Annotated in this window: 10 protein-coding genes; 5 read left to right on the top strand and 5 right to left on the bottom strand. The window is 68.6% G+C overall.

Features of this window, described 5'->3' with window-relative positions; translation table 11 throughout:
* Window positions 1-46 precede the first annotated feature (46 nt).
* Window positions 47-1912 (bottom strand): ABC-F family ATP-binding cassette domain-containing protein, encoded by a 1866-nt coding sequence (locus CURTO8I2_RS01005; RefSeq protein ID WP_159677928.1) that lies wholly within the window; start codon window positions 1910-1912, stop codon window positions 47-49.
* Window positions 1913-2110: 198 nt separating this feature from the next.
* Between CURTO8I2_RS01005 and CURTO8I2_RS01000 the strand changes: the two genes are divergently transcribed.
* From CURTO8I2_RS01000 to CURTO8I2_RS00985, 4 genes are all read left to right on the top strand, one after another.
* The gene (locus tag CURTO8I2_RS01000; RefSeq protein ID WP_159677926.1) at window positions 2111-4510 is read left to right on the top strand and encodes a TonB-dependent receptor; all 2400 of its coding nucleotides are present in this window, start codon (window positions 2111-2113) and stop codon (window positions 4508-4510) included.
* A 176-nt stretch (window positions 4511-4686) separates the two neighbouring features.
* Window positions 4687-7086: a TonB-dependent receptor gene (locus tag CURTO8I2_RS00995; protein WP_159677924.1), complete on the top strand. Its 2400-nt coding sequence runs from the start codon at window positions 4687-4689 to the stop codon at window positions 7084-7086.
* A gap of 203 nt (window positions 7087-7289) precedes the next feature.
* On the top strand, window positions 7290-9020 hold the full coding sequence (gene ybaL / locus CURTO8I2_RS00990) for a YbaL family putative K(+) efflux transporter (protein ID WP_159677922.1): 1731 nt from the start codon (window positions 7290-7292) through the stop codon (window positions 9018-9020).
* A 2-nt stretch (window positions 9021-9022) separates the two neighbouring features.
* Window positions 9023-9778, top strand: a complete 756-nt coding sequence (locus CURTO8I2_RS00985) for an NAD-dependent deacylase (protein ID WP_159677920.1) — start codon at window positions 9023-9025, stop codon at window positions 9776-9778.
* 10 nt (window positions 9779-9788) lie between these two features.
* Here CURTO8I2_RS00985 and CURTO8I2_RS00980 read toward each other — a convergent pair whose 3' ends face one another.
* From CURTO8I2_RS00980 to clpB, 3 genes are all read right to left on the bottom strand, one after another.
* Window positions 9789-10658, bottom strand: a complete 870-nt coding sequence (locus CURTO8I2_RS00980; protein WP_159677918.1) for a GyrI-like domain-containing protein — start codon at window positions 10656-10658, stop codon at window positions 9789-9791.
* A gap of 95 nt (window positions 10659-10753) precedes the next feature.
* A complete protein-coding gene (locus CURTO8I2_RS00975) occupies window positions 10754-11653 on the bottom strand; it encodes a TIGR01777 family oxidoreductase (protein ID WP_159677916.1) in 900 nt (299 codons plus the stop codon).
* 142 nt (window positions 11654-11795) lie between these two features.
* A complete protein-coding gene (gene clpB, locus CURTO8I2_RS00970; protein ID WP_159677914.1) occupies window positions 11796-14393 on the bottom strand; it encodes an ATP-dependent chaperone ClpB in 2598 nt (865 codons plus the stop codon).
* A 187-nt stretch (window positions 14394-14580) separates the two neighbouring features.
* Between clpB and CURTO8I2_RS00965 the strand changes: the two genes are divergently transcribed.
* Window positions 14581-15300: a glutathione S-transferase gene (locus tag CURTO8I2_RS00965; protein ID WP_159681488.1), complete on the top strand. Its 720-nt coding sequence runs from the start codon at window positions 14581-14583 to the stop codon at window positions 15298-15300.
* A gap of 113 nt (window positions 15301-15413) precedes the next feature.
* Here CURTO8I2_RS00965 and CURTO8I2_RS00960 read toward each other — a convergent pair whose 3' ends face one another.
* Window positions 15414-15848, bottom strand: coding sequence for a thiol-disulfide oxidoreductase DCC family protein (locus tag CURTO8I2_RS00960; protein ID WP_159677912.1), 435 nt, complete (start codon window positions 15846-15848; stop codon window positions 15414-15416).
* Between the last annotated feature and the right edge of the window lie 43 nt (window positions 15849-15891).

Raw genomic sequence — 15891 nt, 5'->3', positions numbered from 1 at the left:
ACCGGCACCTGCAGGAGCGGCAACCCGGGCGGACCCGGGGGTGCCGTCATGCGGCTTCGTAGAGCGCCAGCAGGTCGCCTTCGGCCTGCTCGAGTTCGGCGCGCAACGCGGCCTGCCGCTGGCCCAGCGTCGTCGCCTTCGCCGGGTCGGCATAGGTCGCGGGATCGGCGAGTGCGCCGTCGATGTCCGACAGCGCCTGCTCCAGCTCGGCGACGCGCCCTTCCGCCTTCTGCAGCTTGTGCGGATTGGCCTTGGGCTTCGCTGCTGCGGGTGCCGCGACGGCAGGTGCGGCCGCCGTGGTCGGCGGCGGCGTGCGCAGTTCGCCTGCATTGCCGCGCGCGCGCAACCACGCGGCGTATTCGTCGAGGTCGCCGTCGAACGGAATCACCACGCCATCGGAGACGCGCCAGAAGGTGTCGCTGACCAGACCGATGAGGTGGCGGTCATGCGAGACCAGCACGATCGCGCCGGCGAAATCGCTGAGCGCTTCGGCCAGCGCCTCGCGCATCTCGAGATCGAGATGGTTGGTCGGTTCGTCGAGTAGCAGCACGTTGGGCTGCAGCCAGGCGATCAGCGCCAGCGCCAGGCGCGCGCGCTCGCCGCCGGAGAAGCCGTCGATGCTTTCGAACGCGCGGTCGCCGGGGAAGCTCCACTTGCCGAGGAAATCGCGGAAGGACTGGATCGACGCGGTCGGCGAGATTTCGCGCAGGTGATCGATCGGCGAGGTGCCGGCGACCAGCGATTCCACCGTGTGCTGGGCGAAGTAGCCGATGCGCAGGTCGGGGTGCGCGTAGCGCTCGCCGGCCAGCAACTGCAGCTCGCCGACCAGCGTCTTGACCAGCGTCGACTTGCCGGCGCCGTTGGGGCCGAGCAGACCGATGCGGTCGCCGGCCTCGAGGCCGAAGCCGACGTTGTCGAGAATCACCACCTGCCCGTCCGCGGTCGGATAACCGCAGGTGCCGTGGTTGATCCGCAGCAGCGCGTGCGGCAGCTTCACCGGCGCCGGGAAATCGATCTGCACCTCGCGCTCGGCGCGCACCGCTTCGGTGTCGGCCATCTTGGCCAGGCGCTTGACCCTCGACTGCGCCTGCTTGGCCTTGGCGGCGCTGGCCTTGAAGCGGTCGATGAACTTCTGCAGATGCGCCTTCTCGGCCTGCGACTTTTCGTGGGTGATCTGCTGCAGGCGCAGCTGCTCGGAGCGCTGACGCTCGAACGCGGTGTAATCACCGGTATAGAGTTTGGCCTTGCCGCCGTGCAGATGCAGCGTGTGGGTGCAGACGTTGTCGAGGAACTCGCGGTCGTGCGAGATCAACAGCAGCGTGCCCGGATACTTCAACAGCCACTGTTCCAGCCACAGCACCGCGTCGAGATCGAGATGGTTGGTCGGCTCGTCGAGCAGCAGCATGTCGCTCGGCGTCATCAGCGCGCGGGCGAGATTCAGACGCACGCGCCAGCCGCCGGAGAACGTCGCAACGGCGCGCTGGTGGGTCTCGGCCGGGAAGCCCAGGCCGTGCAGCAGCTTGCCCGCCCGCGCGCCTGCGTCGTAGGCACCGACTTCGGCCATGCGCATGTGCACATCGGCGACGGCCTCCCAGTCCTCGGCCGCGAGGGCATCGGCCTCGGCCTTGAGCACGGCGGCCACGGCGGCATCGCCACCGAGCACGAAATCGATGGCCGCGTCCGGCAGCGAGGGCATTTCCTGGGCGATGCTGGCCAGACGCAGGCGGTTGGGCAGGTCGAGATCGCCCTTGTCAGCCTCGACCTCGCCGCGCACGGCTGCGAACAGGGAGGACTTTCCGGTGCCGTTGCGGCCGACCACGCCCACGCGCCAGCCGGCGTGCATGGTCAGGTCCATCTCGGACAGCAGCAGCCGTTCGCCACGCCGCAGGGCGAAATTCTTGAAAGAGATCATGCCGACGATTCTACCGGACGCCGCCTGTCGGGCGGCTTTCCGGGGAGTGCAGCGCGCGGTTTGCCAGAACGCGGAAGTGGCTCGGACGCGGCCGTTTCGATGCCGATGAAACCTTTGACCGGTTTGTTACGTGCGTGTTAAAGCCGAAGCGCAGTCGTTTCGCACGCATCGCTTTCCTACCCCCACAAGGACCGCCGCATGACCCGACACCCGCTGCATCTCGCCCTGCTCGCATCGCTGGCCGCAGGCCCCGCCCTCGCCCAGGACACACCCGCCGGGCAGAGCCCACGCACGCTCGACACGCTGATCGTCACCGGCACCCGCGTTTCCGACCGCACGGTGGCCGAATCGCAATCGCCGATCGACATCCTCACCCCCGAAACGCTGACCGCCACCGGCACGCCGGAACTGGCGACGGCACTGTCGCGCGCGTTGCCGTCGCTGAACTTCCCGCGGCCGGCGATCAACGACGGCACCGACGCCGTGCGCCCCGCGCAGATCCGCGGCCTGTCGCCGGACCACGTACTGGTGCTGGTCAACGGCAAGCGCTATCACTCCGGCGCGCTGGTCAACGTCAACGGCTCGCAGGGCCGCAGCTCGTCGCCGGTGGATCTCAACACCATTCCGATCTCGGCGATCGAACGCGTCGAGGTACTGCGAGACGGCGCGTCGGCGCAGTACGGCTCGGACGCGATTGCCGGCGTGATCAACATCGTGCTCAAGGGGCGCGCCGGCAGTGGCGGCGTGTCCGCGCGCTACGGCCAGTACAGCGCCGGCGACGGTGATCAGTACCAGGTGCTGGCGGATGCCGGCTTCGGCATCGGCACCGATGGCTTCGTGCACCTGTCCGCGCAGGGCGCCCACCAGGACCAGACCAACCGCGCGCGGCCGTTCATCGGCACGCCGACTGCGACATCCGCGCCGCCGGGCCAGGTGGTCCAGCGCCAGGGCGATCCCGAAGTCGACCACGGCTCGGTGACGTTCAATGCCGAGCTGCCGGTGACCGAATACCTGCAGTTCTACGGCACCGGCATCTATACCAGGCGCGATTCGCTCTCCAACGGCTTCTTCCGCCCGGCCGGCGATCCGCGCAACATCCCGTCGATCTATCCCGACGGCTTCCTCCCGCAGATCAACAACGTCACCACCGACCACCATTTCACTGCCGGCTTCAAGGCCGAGACCGCAGGCGGCACCGCGATCGACTTCAGCTATACCTACGGCGACAGCGAGATGACGTTCGACATCCTCAACACGCTCAACCGGAGCCTGGGGCCGACGTCGCCGACGCAGTTCTACGCGGGCGCGCTGGAAGTCCGCCAGCACGTGCTCAATCTCGATCTGAGCAAGCAGCTCGAATGGGGCCTCGACTATCCGGTGACCTGGTCCTACGGCGCCGAATGGCGCGGCGACGGTTTCATCCAGTCGCCGGGCGAACCGCTGTCGTATGCGAACGGCGGTGTCGTTGCCCCGGGCCAGACCACGCCGCTGCCGGGCGCGCAGGTGTTTTCCGGCTTCCGTCCCGGCGACGGCGGCGATTTCGACCGCAACGCGCTGTCGTTCTACACGGGGCTCGAAGCCGACCTCACCGACCGCCTGTCGCTGGGCGTGGCCGGGCGCTTCGAGGACTTCAGCGATTTCGGCGACACCAGCAACTTCAAGATCTCCGGCCGCTTCGAATTCACCGACGCCGTCGCCCTGCGCGCGACCGCCTCGACCGGCTTCCGCGCGCCGTCATTGCAGCAGCAGTATTTCCAGTCGACGGCGACGAACTTCATCGCCACCCCGCAGGGCACGCTGCCGTTCGACATCGTGACCTTCCGCGTGACCAATCCTGCGGCGATCGCGCTGGGCGCCGAACCGTTGCGCGCGGAGGAGTCGACCAACTACAGCCTGGGGCTGGTGCTGCAGCCGGTCGACAACCTCTACGTCACCGTCGACGCCTACCAGATCGAGGTCGAGGACCGCATCTCGCTGTCGGCCAACCTCACCTCGGCGCCGGTGCGCAACTACCTGCAGGCCAACGGCTTCGCGGGCGTCGGCGGCGGCCGCTACTTCACCAACGCCATCGACACCACGACCCGGGGCGTGGACCTGGTCGGCACCTACGGCTGGGCGCTGGACAACAGCCAGCTCGATCTGACGCTGGGCTACAACTACAACAAGACCACGATCGACCGGGTGGCCGAGAACCCGGCCACGCTGACCGCGATCGATCCGGCCGCGGTGCGCTTCGACCGGGTCGAACGCGGCCGTTTCGAGGTCGGCGCACCGCGCGACAAGGTGCTGGTCGGCGGCACCTGGACCGCCGGCGGCTTCGAGGCGACGGCCAACGCCACGCGCTACGGGGAATTCAGCGTGCTCGGCAGTACCGCCGCGCTCGACCAGACCTTCGACGCGGCCTGGACGCTGGATCTCGCGTTCTCCTACGCGCTCGACAAGTGGAAGTTCACCGTCGGCGGCGACAACGTGCTCAACGAATATCCGGACGAAGTGCTGTTCGCGAATTCCACCGGCGGCCAGTTGCCGTGGAGTGGCAGTTCGCCCTTCGGCTTCAACGGCGCCTTCGTCTACGCCAACGTCGCCTACCGCTGGTAGCGCGCAGCAGCCACGCGCGATGCCACGACGCCCCGGCCCTGCCGGGGCGTCTGCGTCTGGACCGATGCAACTGTTCCAATTAAAGAACGATTGGATCGCATTTTTATGATCATTGACGATTTCAGGACAACGCGCTCCAATTGCCTTTACGGATTTCCAACAAACAGGCCTCCCCCATGCCGCACCCCCACCGCTTGACGCTCGCCGTCGCCGCGGCGCTCGTCTTCCCGACCGCCGCCTTGGCCCAGCAGGCTCCCGCCGACGCGCAGGCCCGCACGTCCACGCTCGACACCCTCATCGTCACCGGCACCCGCGTCGCGGACCGCACCGTGGCCGAGTCGCAGTCGCCGATCGACATCATCACGTCCGAAGCGCTCACCGCCACCGGCACCACGGAGCTCGCCACGGCGCTCGCTCGCGCACTGCCGTCGCTCAACTTCCCGCGCCCGGCGCTGACCGACGGGACCTCCGCGATCCGCCCGGCGCAGCTGCGCGGCCTCGCCCCCGACCAGGTCCTGGTGCTGGTCAACGGCAAGCGCCGCCATACCTCGTCGCTGCTCAACCTCAACGGGACGATCGGCCGCGGCTCCGCGCCGGTCGACCTCAACACCATTCCCGTCTCGGCCATCGAGCGCGTCGAAGTGCTGCGCGATGGCGCATCGGCACAGTACGGTTCCGACGCGATCGCGGGCGTGGTCAACGTGGTCCTCAAGGGCGCGTCGGAAGGCGGCAGCCTGTCACTGAGCGCGGGCCAGTACGCGGCCGGCGACGGCAAGCAGACCCAGATCGCCGGCGACACCGGCCTCGCGTTCGGCGACCGCGGCTTTCTGCACCTGTCGGCGCAGCTCGGCCAGCAGGAAGAGACCAACCGCGCGCGTCCGTTCGCCGGCACACCGGGCGTCACCCAGCCGGCGCTCGGCCAGAAAGCCTTCGTGATCGGCGAGCCGGAAGTCGATTTCGGCGCGGTCGGTTTCAACACCGATTTCGCGCTCACCGACACCATCCGCGTCTACGGCTTCGGGACCGCGAGCAATCGCGACGTCACCTCGTTCGCCTTCTTCCGCGCGCCCAACAATCCGACGCAGAACATCCCCAGCCTCTACCCCGATGGCTTCCTGCCGGAAATCAACAACATCTCCAAGGACCGGTCGCTGGTCGCCGGTGTGAAGGGCTTCGCCGGCGAGTGGAACTGGGACCTGAGCTACAACTACGGCTACAACCACCTCGAGTTCTATACGCGCAACTCGCTCAACGCGAGCCTGGGCGCGACCTCGCCGACGTCGTTCTACGACGGTGCGCTCGAGACCACGCAGAACATCGTCAACCTCGACATCAGCCGTCCGCTGGAACTCGGCCTGGCGTATCCGGCGACGCTGTCGTTCGGCGTGGAAGCGCGCAACGAGAAGTGGAACCAGTCGCCGGGCGAATTCGGTTCCTATGCCAACGCCGGGCTCGGCGTGCCAGGCGCCGCTGGTGGGGCCCAGGGCTTCGGCGGCTTCGCACCCGAGGTCGCCGGGGCATTCGACCGCGACAGCCACGCCGTCTACGCCGGGCTGGAAGCCGACCTCACCGAGAAGCTCTCCGCCGGCGCTGCCGCGCGTTACGAGGACTACGACGATTTCGGCAGCCAGCTCTCGGGCAAGCTCTCGGCACGCTATGCGTTCACCGATACGGTCGCGCTGCGCGGCACGGTGTCGAGCGGCTTCCGTGCACCGTCGCTGGCGCAGCAGTATTTCCAGACCGTCAGCACGACCTTCCTGCCCGGCATCACCACGCCGTTCGAGATCCGCACGTTCCCGGCGAGCAGCCCGGTCGCGCAGGCCTTCGGCGCCGAGGCGCTGAAGCCCGAGGAATCGCTGTCCTACAGCCTCGGCCTGGTGCTCCAGCCGGTCGACGCTCTCTACGTCACCGTCGATGCGTACCAGATCGACGTCGACGACCGGATCGCGCTGTCGTCCAACCTCACCGGCGATGCGGTGCGTCGTCTGCTCGAATCGCAGGGCATCTTCGGCGTCACCGGTGGTCGCTACTTCACCAATGCGATCGACACGCGCACGCGCGGCATCGATGTCGTCGGCAGCTACCGCTGGGATCTCGCCGCGAGCAACGTGGACCTGACCGCCGGCTACAACCACACCAAGACCGAGATCACCCGCATTGCGGACAATCCCGCGGCACTGGGACAGAACGGATTGAACCTCGAGCGCATCGACCGCGCCGAGATCGGCCGCATCGAGGCCGGCTTCCCGCGCAACAAGCTGCTGCTCTCGGGCACCTGGCACATCGACGACTGGGCATTCGCCCTCGCGACCACGCGCTACGGCAGCGTGCGCACGACGCCCAACAACGCCGCGCTCGACCAGACCTACGGCGCGAAGTGGCTGCTCGACGTCTCGGCAACGTTCAAGCCGGGCGACAACTGGGCGCTGACGCTGGGCGCCGACAACGTGCTCGACGAATACCCGGACGAGAACAGCTTCGGCAACTCGACCAGTGGGCAGTTCCCCTACAGCAACCTCTCGCCGTTCGGTTTCGGCGGCGCATTCGCGTACGCGAAGGTCGCCTACACCTGGTGATCCCGGTCGCCTGAGCACACCTCGATGCCCCGGCCTGCCGGGGCATCGTCGTGTGGGGGTATCGGATTTCCGGAGCGCAACGCAGGGCGGCATCGACGTGTCCGTGGTCATGTCGACCGTTCGATGCAGGCGCGGATTGCTGCTTGCCCCTGTCGCGATGCGTCGGCCACACTGCAAGACCAGTTCCGGCGACATGCCCTCCGATGCCGCACAACACCGACCTGATCAACATCGTCGCCGTCGGCCTGGTGACGGCCTTCGTGTTCGGTGCGCTCGCCAACAAGTTGCGGCTCTCGCCGCTGGTGGGTTATCTCGTCGCCGGCATCATCGTCGGTCCGTTCACCCCCGGCTTCGTCGCCGACCAGGATCTGGCCAACCAGCTGGCGGAGATCGGCGTGATGCTGCTGATGTTCGGCGTCGGCCTGCATTTCTCGCTCAAGGACCTGATGGACGTGAAGTCCATCGCGATTCCCGGCGCGATCGCGCAGATCACCGTGGCGACCGTGCTCGGCTGGCTGCTCGCCTGGCTGATGGGCTGGCCGCTGGTCAGCGGCTTCGTCTTCGGCCTTGCCCTGTCGGTCGCCAGCACCGTGGTGCTGCTGCGCGCGATGGAGGAGCGGCGTCTGCTCGACACGCGACGCGGCAAGATCGCCGTGGGCTGGCTGATCGTCGAGGATCTGGTGATGGTGCTGGCGCTGGTGATGCTGCCGGTGCTGGCCCAGATCACGACCGACCGCGGCGGCGCCGCCGCGCCGGGGGTCGGGACCATCCTGCTGACGATCCTGTGGACGCTGTTGAAGGTCAGTGCGTTCGTCGCGGTGATGCTGCTCGTCGGCCGGCGGGTGATTCCATGGATGCTCGAACGCATCGCCGGCACCGGCCAGCGCGAACTGTTCACCCTGTCGGTGCTGGCGATCGCGCTCGGCGTGGCGTTCGGCGCCTCGACGCTGTTCGGCGTGTCGTTCGCGCTCGGCGCGTTCTTCGCCGGCATGGTGCTCAACGAGTCGGAGTTCAGCCACGAGGCCGCGAACGATTCACTCCCGCTGCGCGACGCGTTCGCGGTGCTGTTCTTCGTGTCGGTGGGCATGCTGTTCAACCCGACGATCCTGGTCGAGCATCCCTGGCAGGTGCTGGCGACGTTCCTGATCATCGTCGTCGGCAAGTCGATCGCCGCGTACTGGATCGTCCGGCTGTTCAAGCATCCGCGTTCGACCGCGCTGACGATCTCGACCAGCCTGGCGCAGATCGGCGAGTTCTCCTTCATCCTCGTCGGCCTCGGCGTGGCCCTGCAGCTGTTGCCCGAGACGGGGCGCGACCTCGTGCTGGCGGGCGCGCTGCTGTCGATCATCGTCAATCCCCTGTTGTTCGTCTGGCTCGACCGCTGGCAGGCGAAGCAGGAGCTGGCCGCGCGCGCGGCGTCCACCGCGGACGCGGCGCCGCTGCCACCCGAACACGTGGTGCCCGAGGACCTGCACGACCACGCGATCCTGGTCGGGTACGGCCGTGTCGGGCGCCAGCTGGCCGACCTGTTGCAGCAACGCGGCGTGCCGCTGGTGGTGGTCGAGGACGACAACGAGCTGGTGCGCCGCGGACGCGAACGCGGCTTCATCGTCGTGCGCGGGAATATCGCCTCCGAGCCGGTGATGCTGGACACCGCACCCGACCGGGCCGCCATCGCCATCTTCGCCATTCCGCAGGCACTGGAAGCCGGCGAGGCGATCGAGCGCATGAAGGCGGTGAATCCCGCGCTCACCGTGCTGGCACGCGCGCACAGCGACGGCGAGGTGCGGCATCTGCTCGAGCACGGCGCCGATGGCGCGGTGCTCGCCGAACGCGAGCTGGCGTATTCGCTGGCCGAGATGGTGATGTCCACGCCGCCCTTCCGCCCGGTGCGTCCCGGCTCCGTCCCCGTCGACACGATCAAGCCGGGCTGAGGATGCGCCTGGTCGTGCTCAGCGGCGCCGGCATCTCCGCCGAAAGCGGCATTCCCACCTTCCGCGATGCGCTGACCGGCCTGTGGGCACGCTTCGACGCCGAGCAGCTGGCGACCGAAGCCGCGTTCCACGACGATCCCGCGCTCGTCTGGGGCTGGTACCGCTGGCGTGCGGCGATGGTCGCCGCAGCGCAGCCCAGTGCCGCGCACCGCGATGTCGCGGCACTGTCCGACGACGGCCACGCGCTGACCGTGGTCACCCAGAACGTCGACGATCTGCACGCACGCGGCGGCGCACGCGAGGTGCTGCATCTGCACGGCCGTCTGCTGGCCTCGCGCTGCAGCGGCTGCGGCGCGCGCCTCACGCCCGATCCGATCCTCGCGCCGCCCTCGCCGCCCGAGGGCGGCAGGCGCGAGACACCGCCGGCATGCACGCGCTGCGGCGCCGCGTTCCGGCCCGACGTCGTGTGGTTCGGCGAATCCCTGCCGCCCGACGCCTGGCACGCCGCCGAACACGCCGTTGAAGCCTGCGATCTGCTGGTCGTCGTCGGCACATCGTCGCTGGTGTGGCCGGCCGCCGGCCTGCCCGAACGCGCATTGGGCAACGGCACGCCGGTGCTCGACATCAATCCGCAGGCGACGCCGCTGTCGGTGCGTGCCACCGCGCACTGGCCTTTGACTGCGACGGCCGGCATGGCGCAGCTGCGAACGCGTCTGCGGGAGACGCCCGACGACCCGCGGCGCGTGCTCGCGGGCTGAAGCGCGCCGCTCAGCAGCCCAGCGGCAGCAGAATGTCCGCGCGAAGATCGGCTTCGGCCACCCGCTCGGGATCATCGAGAAAGTGGTAGTGGATCGGCGCATCGCGCAGGCGTTCGCCGCTCGCAGGCCACCACTGCGCCAGCAGGCGATCGGTCATGTCCTCCAGTCCCGAATACGCGCCGACGTGGCGCACGCGCCCGTGGCGACCGCCGCCGATCGTCAACCTGCGCAGCGGTCGCGGCACCCTTGGCGGAACAGGCAGACGCACGGCGGCATCGAACTGCAATGCATGCGGCGGCAGGTCGCGGTGATCGCCCAGGGGCACGCCGATCAGCGCTTCGATGCCGTCCACCACGCCGGCCGATTCGGCCCAACCGAACAGGCGGCCGAACGCATCATCGAGATCGTCGAACGCGCCGCGCGCGCGCAGCGCCACGACCTCGAACGGTGCGATCTCGACGAGCTCGACGGTCAGCGGTTCGAGCGCCTGTGGTGAGGGCGGCTGCAGGCGATCCAGTAACGAGGTCGCCTGCGCCGCACTGCCGCGCAGCCCGGCGGGCGTGACGCCGAGCGTCTGCCGGAACGCGCGGGCCAGCGCCTGCGGACTGGCGTAACCGACCGCGAGCGCGACCCGCGTGACCGTCTCGCCGGCGGCCAGCAACTGCAGCGCGCGCGACAGGCGCAGCCGGGTCAGGGTGCGTCCGAGCGTTTCGCCGGTCGCCGCGCGCCAGACGCGATGGAAATGGAACGGCGACAGGCTGGCCCGGCGCGCGAGCGTCTCCAGCGGCGGCAGCGACGCGCCCTCGGCGACGATGTCCTGCAGATGCCCGGCGACGGCGGCGATGCGCGGTGCGAGACGGGTCCGGGTGTCGGCTTTCATGGCGGCACTCGCGATGGGCTTGCCGCGAGTATCCGGTTCCGACGGCCGGTGCGCGTGCCCGATCTTGCGCAGCGCAACCTCGGCGCAACGCTGGATCAGCGCAACACGGATTCCAGATACGGCTCCAGCGTCGGCCAGGCGAACGCGTGGCCGCGCTGCTGCAGGCGCGCGGGCAGCACGCACTGGCCGTCCACGAGCAGCGTCGCCATCTCGCCCAGGCCGAGCTCGAGCACCTTCGCCGGCACCGCCAGCAGTGCCGGTCGACGCAGAGCATCGGCCAGTGCGCGGGTGAACCGGGCGTTGGCGACGGGCTCGGGCGCGGTGAGATTGAACGCGCCGGTCGGCGCATCGGCCGCGCCGTCGAGATGCGCACGCAGCAGCGAGACCGCTGCATCGACCCAATCCTCGCGCGCGATCCAGCTCAGCACCTGGCGACCATCGCCGAGGCGCGCGCCGAGTCCCAGCTGGAACGGCAGCCGCAGGCGCTGCAGCATGCCGCCGGCCGGATGCAGCACGACGCCCGTCCGCAGCAGCACTACCGGCACGCGATCCTCCGCCACCCGGGCCGCGTCTTCCCAGTCGGCGCACAGCCGATGCTGGAACTCGTCATGCGGCGCGCTGGTTTCATCGAGGGGGGCTTCGCCCTGCACGCCGTACCAGCCGATCGCCGAACCGCTGAGCAGGACCTTGGGCGGCGTGTGCACCGAGCGGATCCAGTCGGTCAGCACACCGGTCGGAATCAGACGGCTGTCGCGCAGCGTCTGCTTGCGCGACGCGCTCCAGCGACTGTCGGCGATGCCGGCCCCGGCGAGATTGAAGACCGCATCGAAGCGGTCGTCGGCCCAGAGCGAGGCGTAGTCGCGGACATCGACACCTTCGGGCGAGGGCGTCGACGCGCGCCGCGACAACCAAGTGACGTGCGCGCCGTCGCGCTGGAGGCGGGCGGTCAGCGCGCTGCCGATGAAGCCGCTGCCGCCGGTGATCAGGATGCGCATGGGTGTGCCTCGGGCCGCGGATGAACGCCATCGTGGCAGTCGTCGCGTGAGCATGCGTCAACGCGCTTTTCGTCTCGTTACGCCGTCGTACCGCGACGCCGGCCACCGCACAGGCGGTAGACCGGCGCCACTGCGGCGGGTGTCAGCCCTGTTCGAACGCCAGCTGCCCACCAGCGGCATCCACCTTGATGGTGTCGCCACTGACGAATGCACCCGACAGGATGCGCTGCGCCAGCGGATTCTCCAGCTGCTGCTGGATCGCGCGCTTGAGCGGGCGCGCGCCGTAGACCGGGTCGAAACCGATATTGCCGAGCAGATCGAAGGCGGCGTCCGACAGCTCGATGCGCAGCCCGCGTTCGGCCAGACGCTTGTCCAGGCCGCGCAGCTGGATCTTCGCGATCTCTCGGATCTGCGCCTTCTGCAGCGGGTGAAACACGACGATGTCGTCGAGCCGATTGATGAACTCCGGGCGGAAATGCGCCTGCACGACGCCCATCACCGCCGCCTTCATCTGCGTATAGCCCTCGGCGCTGTCGGCGTCGGTGCCGCGCTCGCTCATGTCCTGGATCTGGTGCGAGCCGAGATTCGACGTCATCACGATGACGACGTTGCGGAAGTCGACGGTGCGGCCCTGCCCATCGGTCAGACGGCCGTCGTCGAGCACCTGCAGCAGGATGTTGAAGACGTCCGGATGCGCCTTCTCCACCTCGTCGAGCAGGATCACGCTGTAGGGCCGACGCCGCACGGCCTCGGTGAGATAGCCGCCTTCCTCGTAGCCGACGTAACCCGGGGGCGCGCCGATCAGGCGCGCGACCGAATGCTTCTCCATGAACTCGCTCATGTCGATGCGCACCATCGCGTCCTGGCTGTCGAACAGGAATTCGGCCAGCGCCTTGCACAGCTCGGTCTTGCCGACGCCGGTCGGGCCGAGAAACAGGAACGAGCCGGTCGGACGGTCGGGATCGCTGAGGCCCGCGCGCGAACGGCGCACCGAATCAGCCACGACCTTGATCGCCTCTTCCTGGCCGATCACGCGCGTGTGCAGCTGGGATTCCATCGCCAGCAGCTTTTCGCGTTCGCCCTCGAGCATCTTGCTGACCGGAATGCCGGTCCAGCGCGCGACCACCTGGGCGATCTCCTCGGCGGTGACCTTGTCCTGCAACAGGGTGAAACCCTGGGTTTCGGCCTCCTGCGCAGCCTGCAACTGCTTCTCGAGTTCCGGGATGCGCCCGTACTGGATCTCGCTCATGCGCGCGTAATCCTGGGTGCGCTGCGCGGATTCGAGATCGTGCTTGGCCGCCTCGATCTGCTCCTTGATCTTCGTCGCGCCCTGCACGCTGGCCTTCTCGGCCTTCCAGATTTCCTCCATGTCGTTGTAGGCGCGCTCGAGCGTGGCGATCTCGGCTTCGAGATCGGCCAGGCGCTGCTTCGACTCCGCGTCCTTCTCCTTCTTCAGCGCCTCGCGCTGGATCTTGAGCTGGATCAGCCGGCGCTCCTTGCGGTCGAGTTCCTCGGGCTTGGAGTCGATCTCCATGCGGATACGCGAGGCCGCCTCGTCCATCAGATCGATGGCCTTGTCCGGCAACTGGCGGTCGGCGATGTAGCGGTTCGACAGCGTGGCCGCGGCGACGATCGCCGGATCGGTGATCTCGACGCCGTGGTGCACCGCGTAGCGTTCCTTGAGGCCGCGCAGGATCGCGATCGTGTCCTCGACGCTCGGCTCGCCGACGAACACCTTCTGGAAGCGACGCTCCAGCGCGGCGTCCTTCTCGACGTACTTGCGGTACTCGTCGAGCGTGGTCGCGCCGATGCAGTGCAGCTCGCCGCGCGCGAGCGCAGGTTTCAGCATGTTGCCGGCGTCCATCGAGCCTTCGGCCTTGCCGGCGCCGACCATCGTGTGCAGTTCGTCGATGAAGAGGATGATCTGGCCTTCGTTTTTCGACAGATCGTTGAGCACGCCCTTGAGGCGCTCCTCGAATTCCCCGCGGTACTTCGCACCGGCGATCAGCGCGCCCATGTCGAGCGAGAGCACGCGCTTGCCGCGCAGGCCTTCGGGCACTTCGTTGTTGATGATGCGCTGGGCCAGGCCTTCGACGATCGCGGTCTTGCCCACGCCCGGCTCCCCGATCAGCACCGGATTGTTCTTGGTGCGCCGCTGCAGCACCTGGATCGTGCGGCGGATCTCCTCGTCGCGACCGACCACCGGATCGAGCTTGCCGCTCTCGGCGCGCGCGGTCAGGTCGATCGTGTACTTCTCCAGCGCCTGGCGCGCGTCCTCGGCGTTCTCGTCCTTGACGCTCTCGCCGCCGCGCACTTTCGTGATGGCGGCTTCGAGCCGCGCGGTGTCGGCGCCGGCGGCCTTGAGCGCCTTGCCGGCATCGCCGCTGTCGTCCAGCGCGGCCAGCACGAACAGTTCGGAGGCGATGAATGCATCCCCGCGCTGCTGGGCCACCTTGTCGGTGACGTTGAGCAGGCGCGAGAGATCATTGCCGACCGATAGCTGGCCGGCCTGTCCGGTGACCTTGGGCAGCCGGTCCATTGCCTCGGTCAGGCGCTCGCGCAGCACCGGCACGTTGACGCCGGCCTGTCCCAGCAGCGGCCGCGTGCCGCCGCCCTGCTGGTCGAGCAGCGCCAGCAGCAGATGCACCGGTTCGATGAAATTGTGGTCGCGGCCCACGGCCAGCGACTGCGCGTCGCTCAGCGCCTGCTGGAAACGCGAGGTGAGCTTGTCCATCCGCATCGGGAAATCCTCGGGAGATCGGGGCCGGCCGCGCCGGCAATATCCAACAGATGCGGTCGAAGCGGCGCGTTGCAAGCGGGTCGGGGCCGGCGCGGCGTCCGGGGCGCAACGGGATCCTGCTGCCGCCCTCACCCGCTGCTTGCGCAGGCGGTCCTACGGTGCCCCCTTCCTCTGTGTGGAGCGGCTCATGACCTACCAGCTCTATTACTGGACCGGCATCCAGGGCCGCGGCGAGTTCGTGCGCCTTGCACTCGAGGACGCCGGCGCCGATTACATCGACGTCGCCCGGGTGGCGGGCGACGACGCGATCCAGCCCTTCCTCGACGGCGAGCGTGACGGCGCCCGCCCGTTCGCCCCGCCGTTCCTCCAATCCCGCGATCTCGTCATCGCCCAGGTCGCGAACATCCTGCACGCCCTCGGCCCACGGCTCGGGCTGGTCCCCGAAGGTGAGGCCGCCCGCCTGCAGGCACTGCAACTGCAGCTCACCATCGCCGACCTCGTTACCGAGATCCACGACAGCCACCACCCGATCGCCAGCGCCGCCTACTACGAGGACCAGCAGGATGCGGCGAAGCGTCGCGCGCAGGACCTGCGTATGCAGCGGCTGCCGAAGTTCCTCGGCTATTTCGAGCAGATCGTCGTCCGTGGCGGCGGGCACGCGCTCGGCACGCATTCGTATGTCGACCTGTCGCTGTTCCAGGTCGTGCGCGGGCTCGATTACGCGTATCCGCAAGCGATGGCGGCGCTGTCCCCGAAGATCCCACAGCTGCGCAAGCTGGAAGCGCGGGTCGCGGCGCGGCCGAACATCGCCGCATACCTGGCATCGGAGCGCAGACTGGCGTTCAACACCAACGGCATCTTCCGGCATTACCCGGCGCTGGATGGAGGGATTGCGGCGCAGGATTGAGCGGTGGGCTCCGAAGCGCAGAGAGTGGAGCCCTCCACCGCCCGCGAGGGAGGGACGGGTGGGGCAAACGGGCAGACGCCTCGTCGTCGGTGCCCGCAGCCTCAGGTTCCGGCTTACAGAAACCGCGCGCGCATCTCGGCCGGCGGCACCATGCACGTCTCCCTGCGCCCGAACACGCGATAGCGGTTGCGCGCGAGCAGGCGATACGCGGGATCGCGCAGCGCGCGCGGCACGAGTCGCAGCAGCGCCGCCGCGCGCCAGTGCCTGCCGAGACGCCGCAGTACTTCGATCACGCCATCGCTGTCGTGCCAGGCCGCATCGCCATCGACCAGCAGGAACGACACCGGGTCGGCCGGATCGATGCCGTGTGCGAGCAGCAGGTCATGACCCACGCGGTCCTGCATCGCCGCGAACCGGAACCCGGCGCGGCGATCGTGGCGCAGCAAGAAGCGGACCCAGCCGCTGCACAGGGCGCAGACGCCGTCGAACACGACGATGGGACCGTCGTGCGATGCAGCGGATGACGCGGGCGGGCTGGCGGGATTCACATCGGTTTTCCGGAAGCGGCACCATCATGCTGCAATGCGCCAA

Source organism: Luteimonas sp. 9C (assembly GCF_902506295.1).
Classification (GTDB): domain Bacteria; phylum Pseudomonadota; class Gammaproteobacteria; order Xanthomonadales; family Xanthomonadaceae; genus Luteimonas.
The sequence above is the reverse complement of the archived record's forward strand: the minus strand, read 5'-3'. Positions and strand labels throughout refer to the sequence as shown.

Excerpts from the sequence above, each read along its gene's own strand:
- CURTO8I2_RS00995 (WP_159677924.1), top strand. The coding sequence starts at position 4,687 with ATGCCGCACCCCCACCGCTTGACGCTCGCCGTCGCCGCGGCGCTCGTC.
- CURTO8I2_RS00985 (WP_159677920.1), top strand. The coding sequence starts at position 9,023 with ATGCGCCTGGTCGTGCTCAGCGGCGCCGGCATCTCCGCCGAAAGCGGC.
- clpB (WP_159677914.1), bottom strand. The coding sequence starts at position 14,393 with ATGCGGATGGACAAGCTCACCTCGCGTTTCCAGCAGGCGCTGAGCGAC.
- CURTO8I2_RS01005 (WP_159677928.1), bottom strand. The coding sequence starts at position 1,912 with ATGATCTCTTTCAAGAATTTCGCCCTGCGGCGTGGCGAACGGCTGCTG.
- CURTO8I2_RS00965 (WP_159681488.1), top strand. The coding sequence starts at position 14,581 with ATGACCTACCAGCTCTATTACTGGACCGGCATCCAGGGCCGCGGCGAG.
- CURTO8I2_RS00980 (WP_159677918.1), bottom strand. The coding sequence starts at position 10,658 with ATGAAAGCCGACACCCGGACCCGTCTCGCACCGCGCATCGCCGCCGTC.
- ybaL (WP_159677922.1), top strand. The coding sequence starts at position 7,290 with ATGCCGCACAACACCGACCTGATCAACATCGTCGCCGTCGGCCTGGTG.
- CURTO8I2_RS00975 (WP_159677916.1), bottom strand. The coding sequence starts at position 11,653 with ATGCGCATCCTGATCACCGGCGGCAGCGGCTTCATCGGCAGCGCGCTG.
- CURTO8I2_RS01000 (WP_159677926.1), top strand. The coding sequence starts at position 2,111 with ATGACCCGACACCCGCTGCATCTCGCCCTGCTCGCATCGCTGGCCGCA.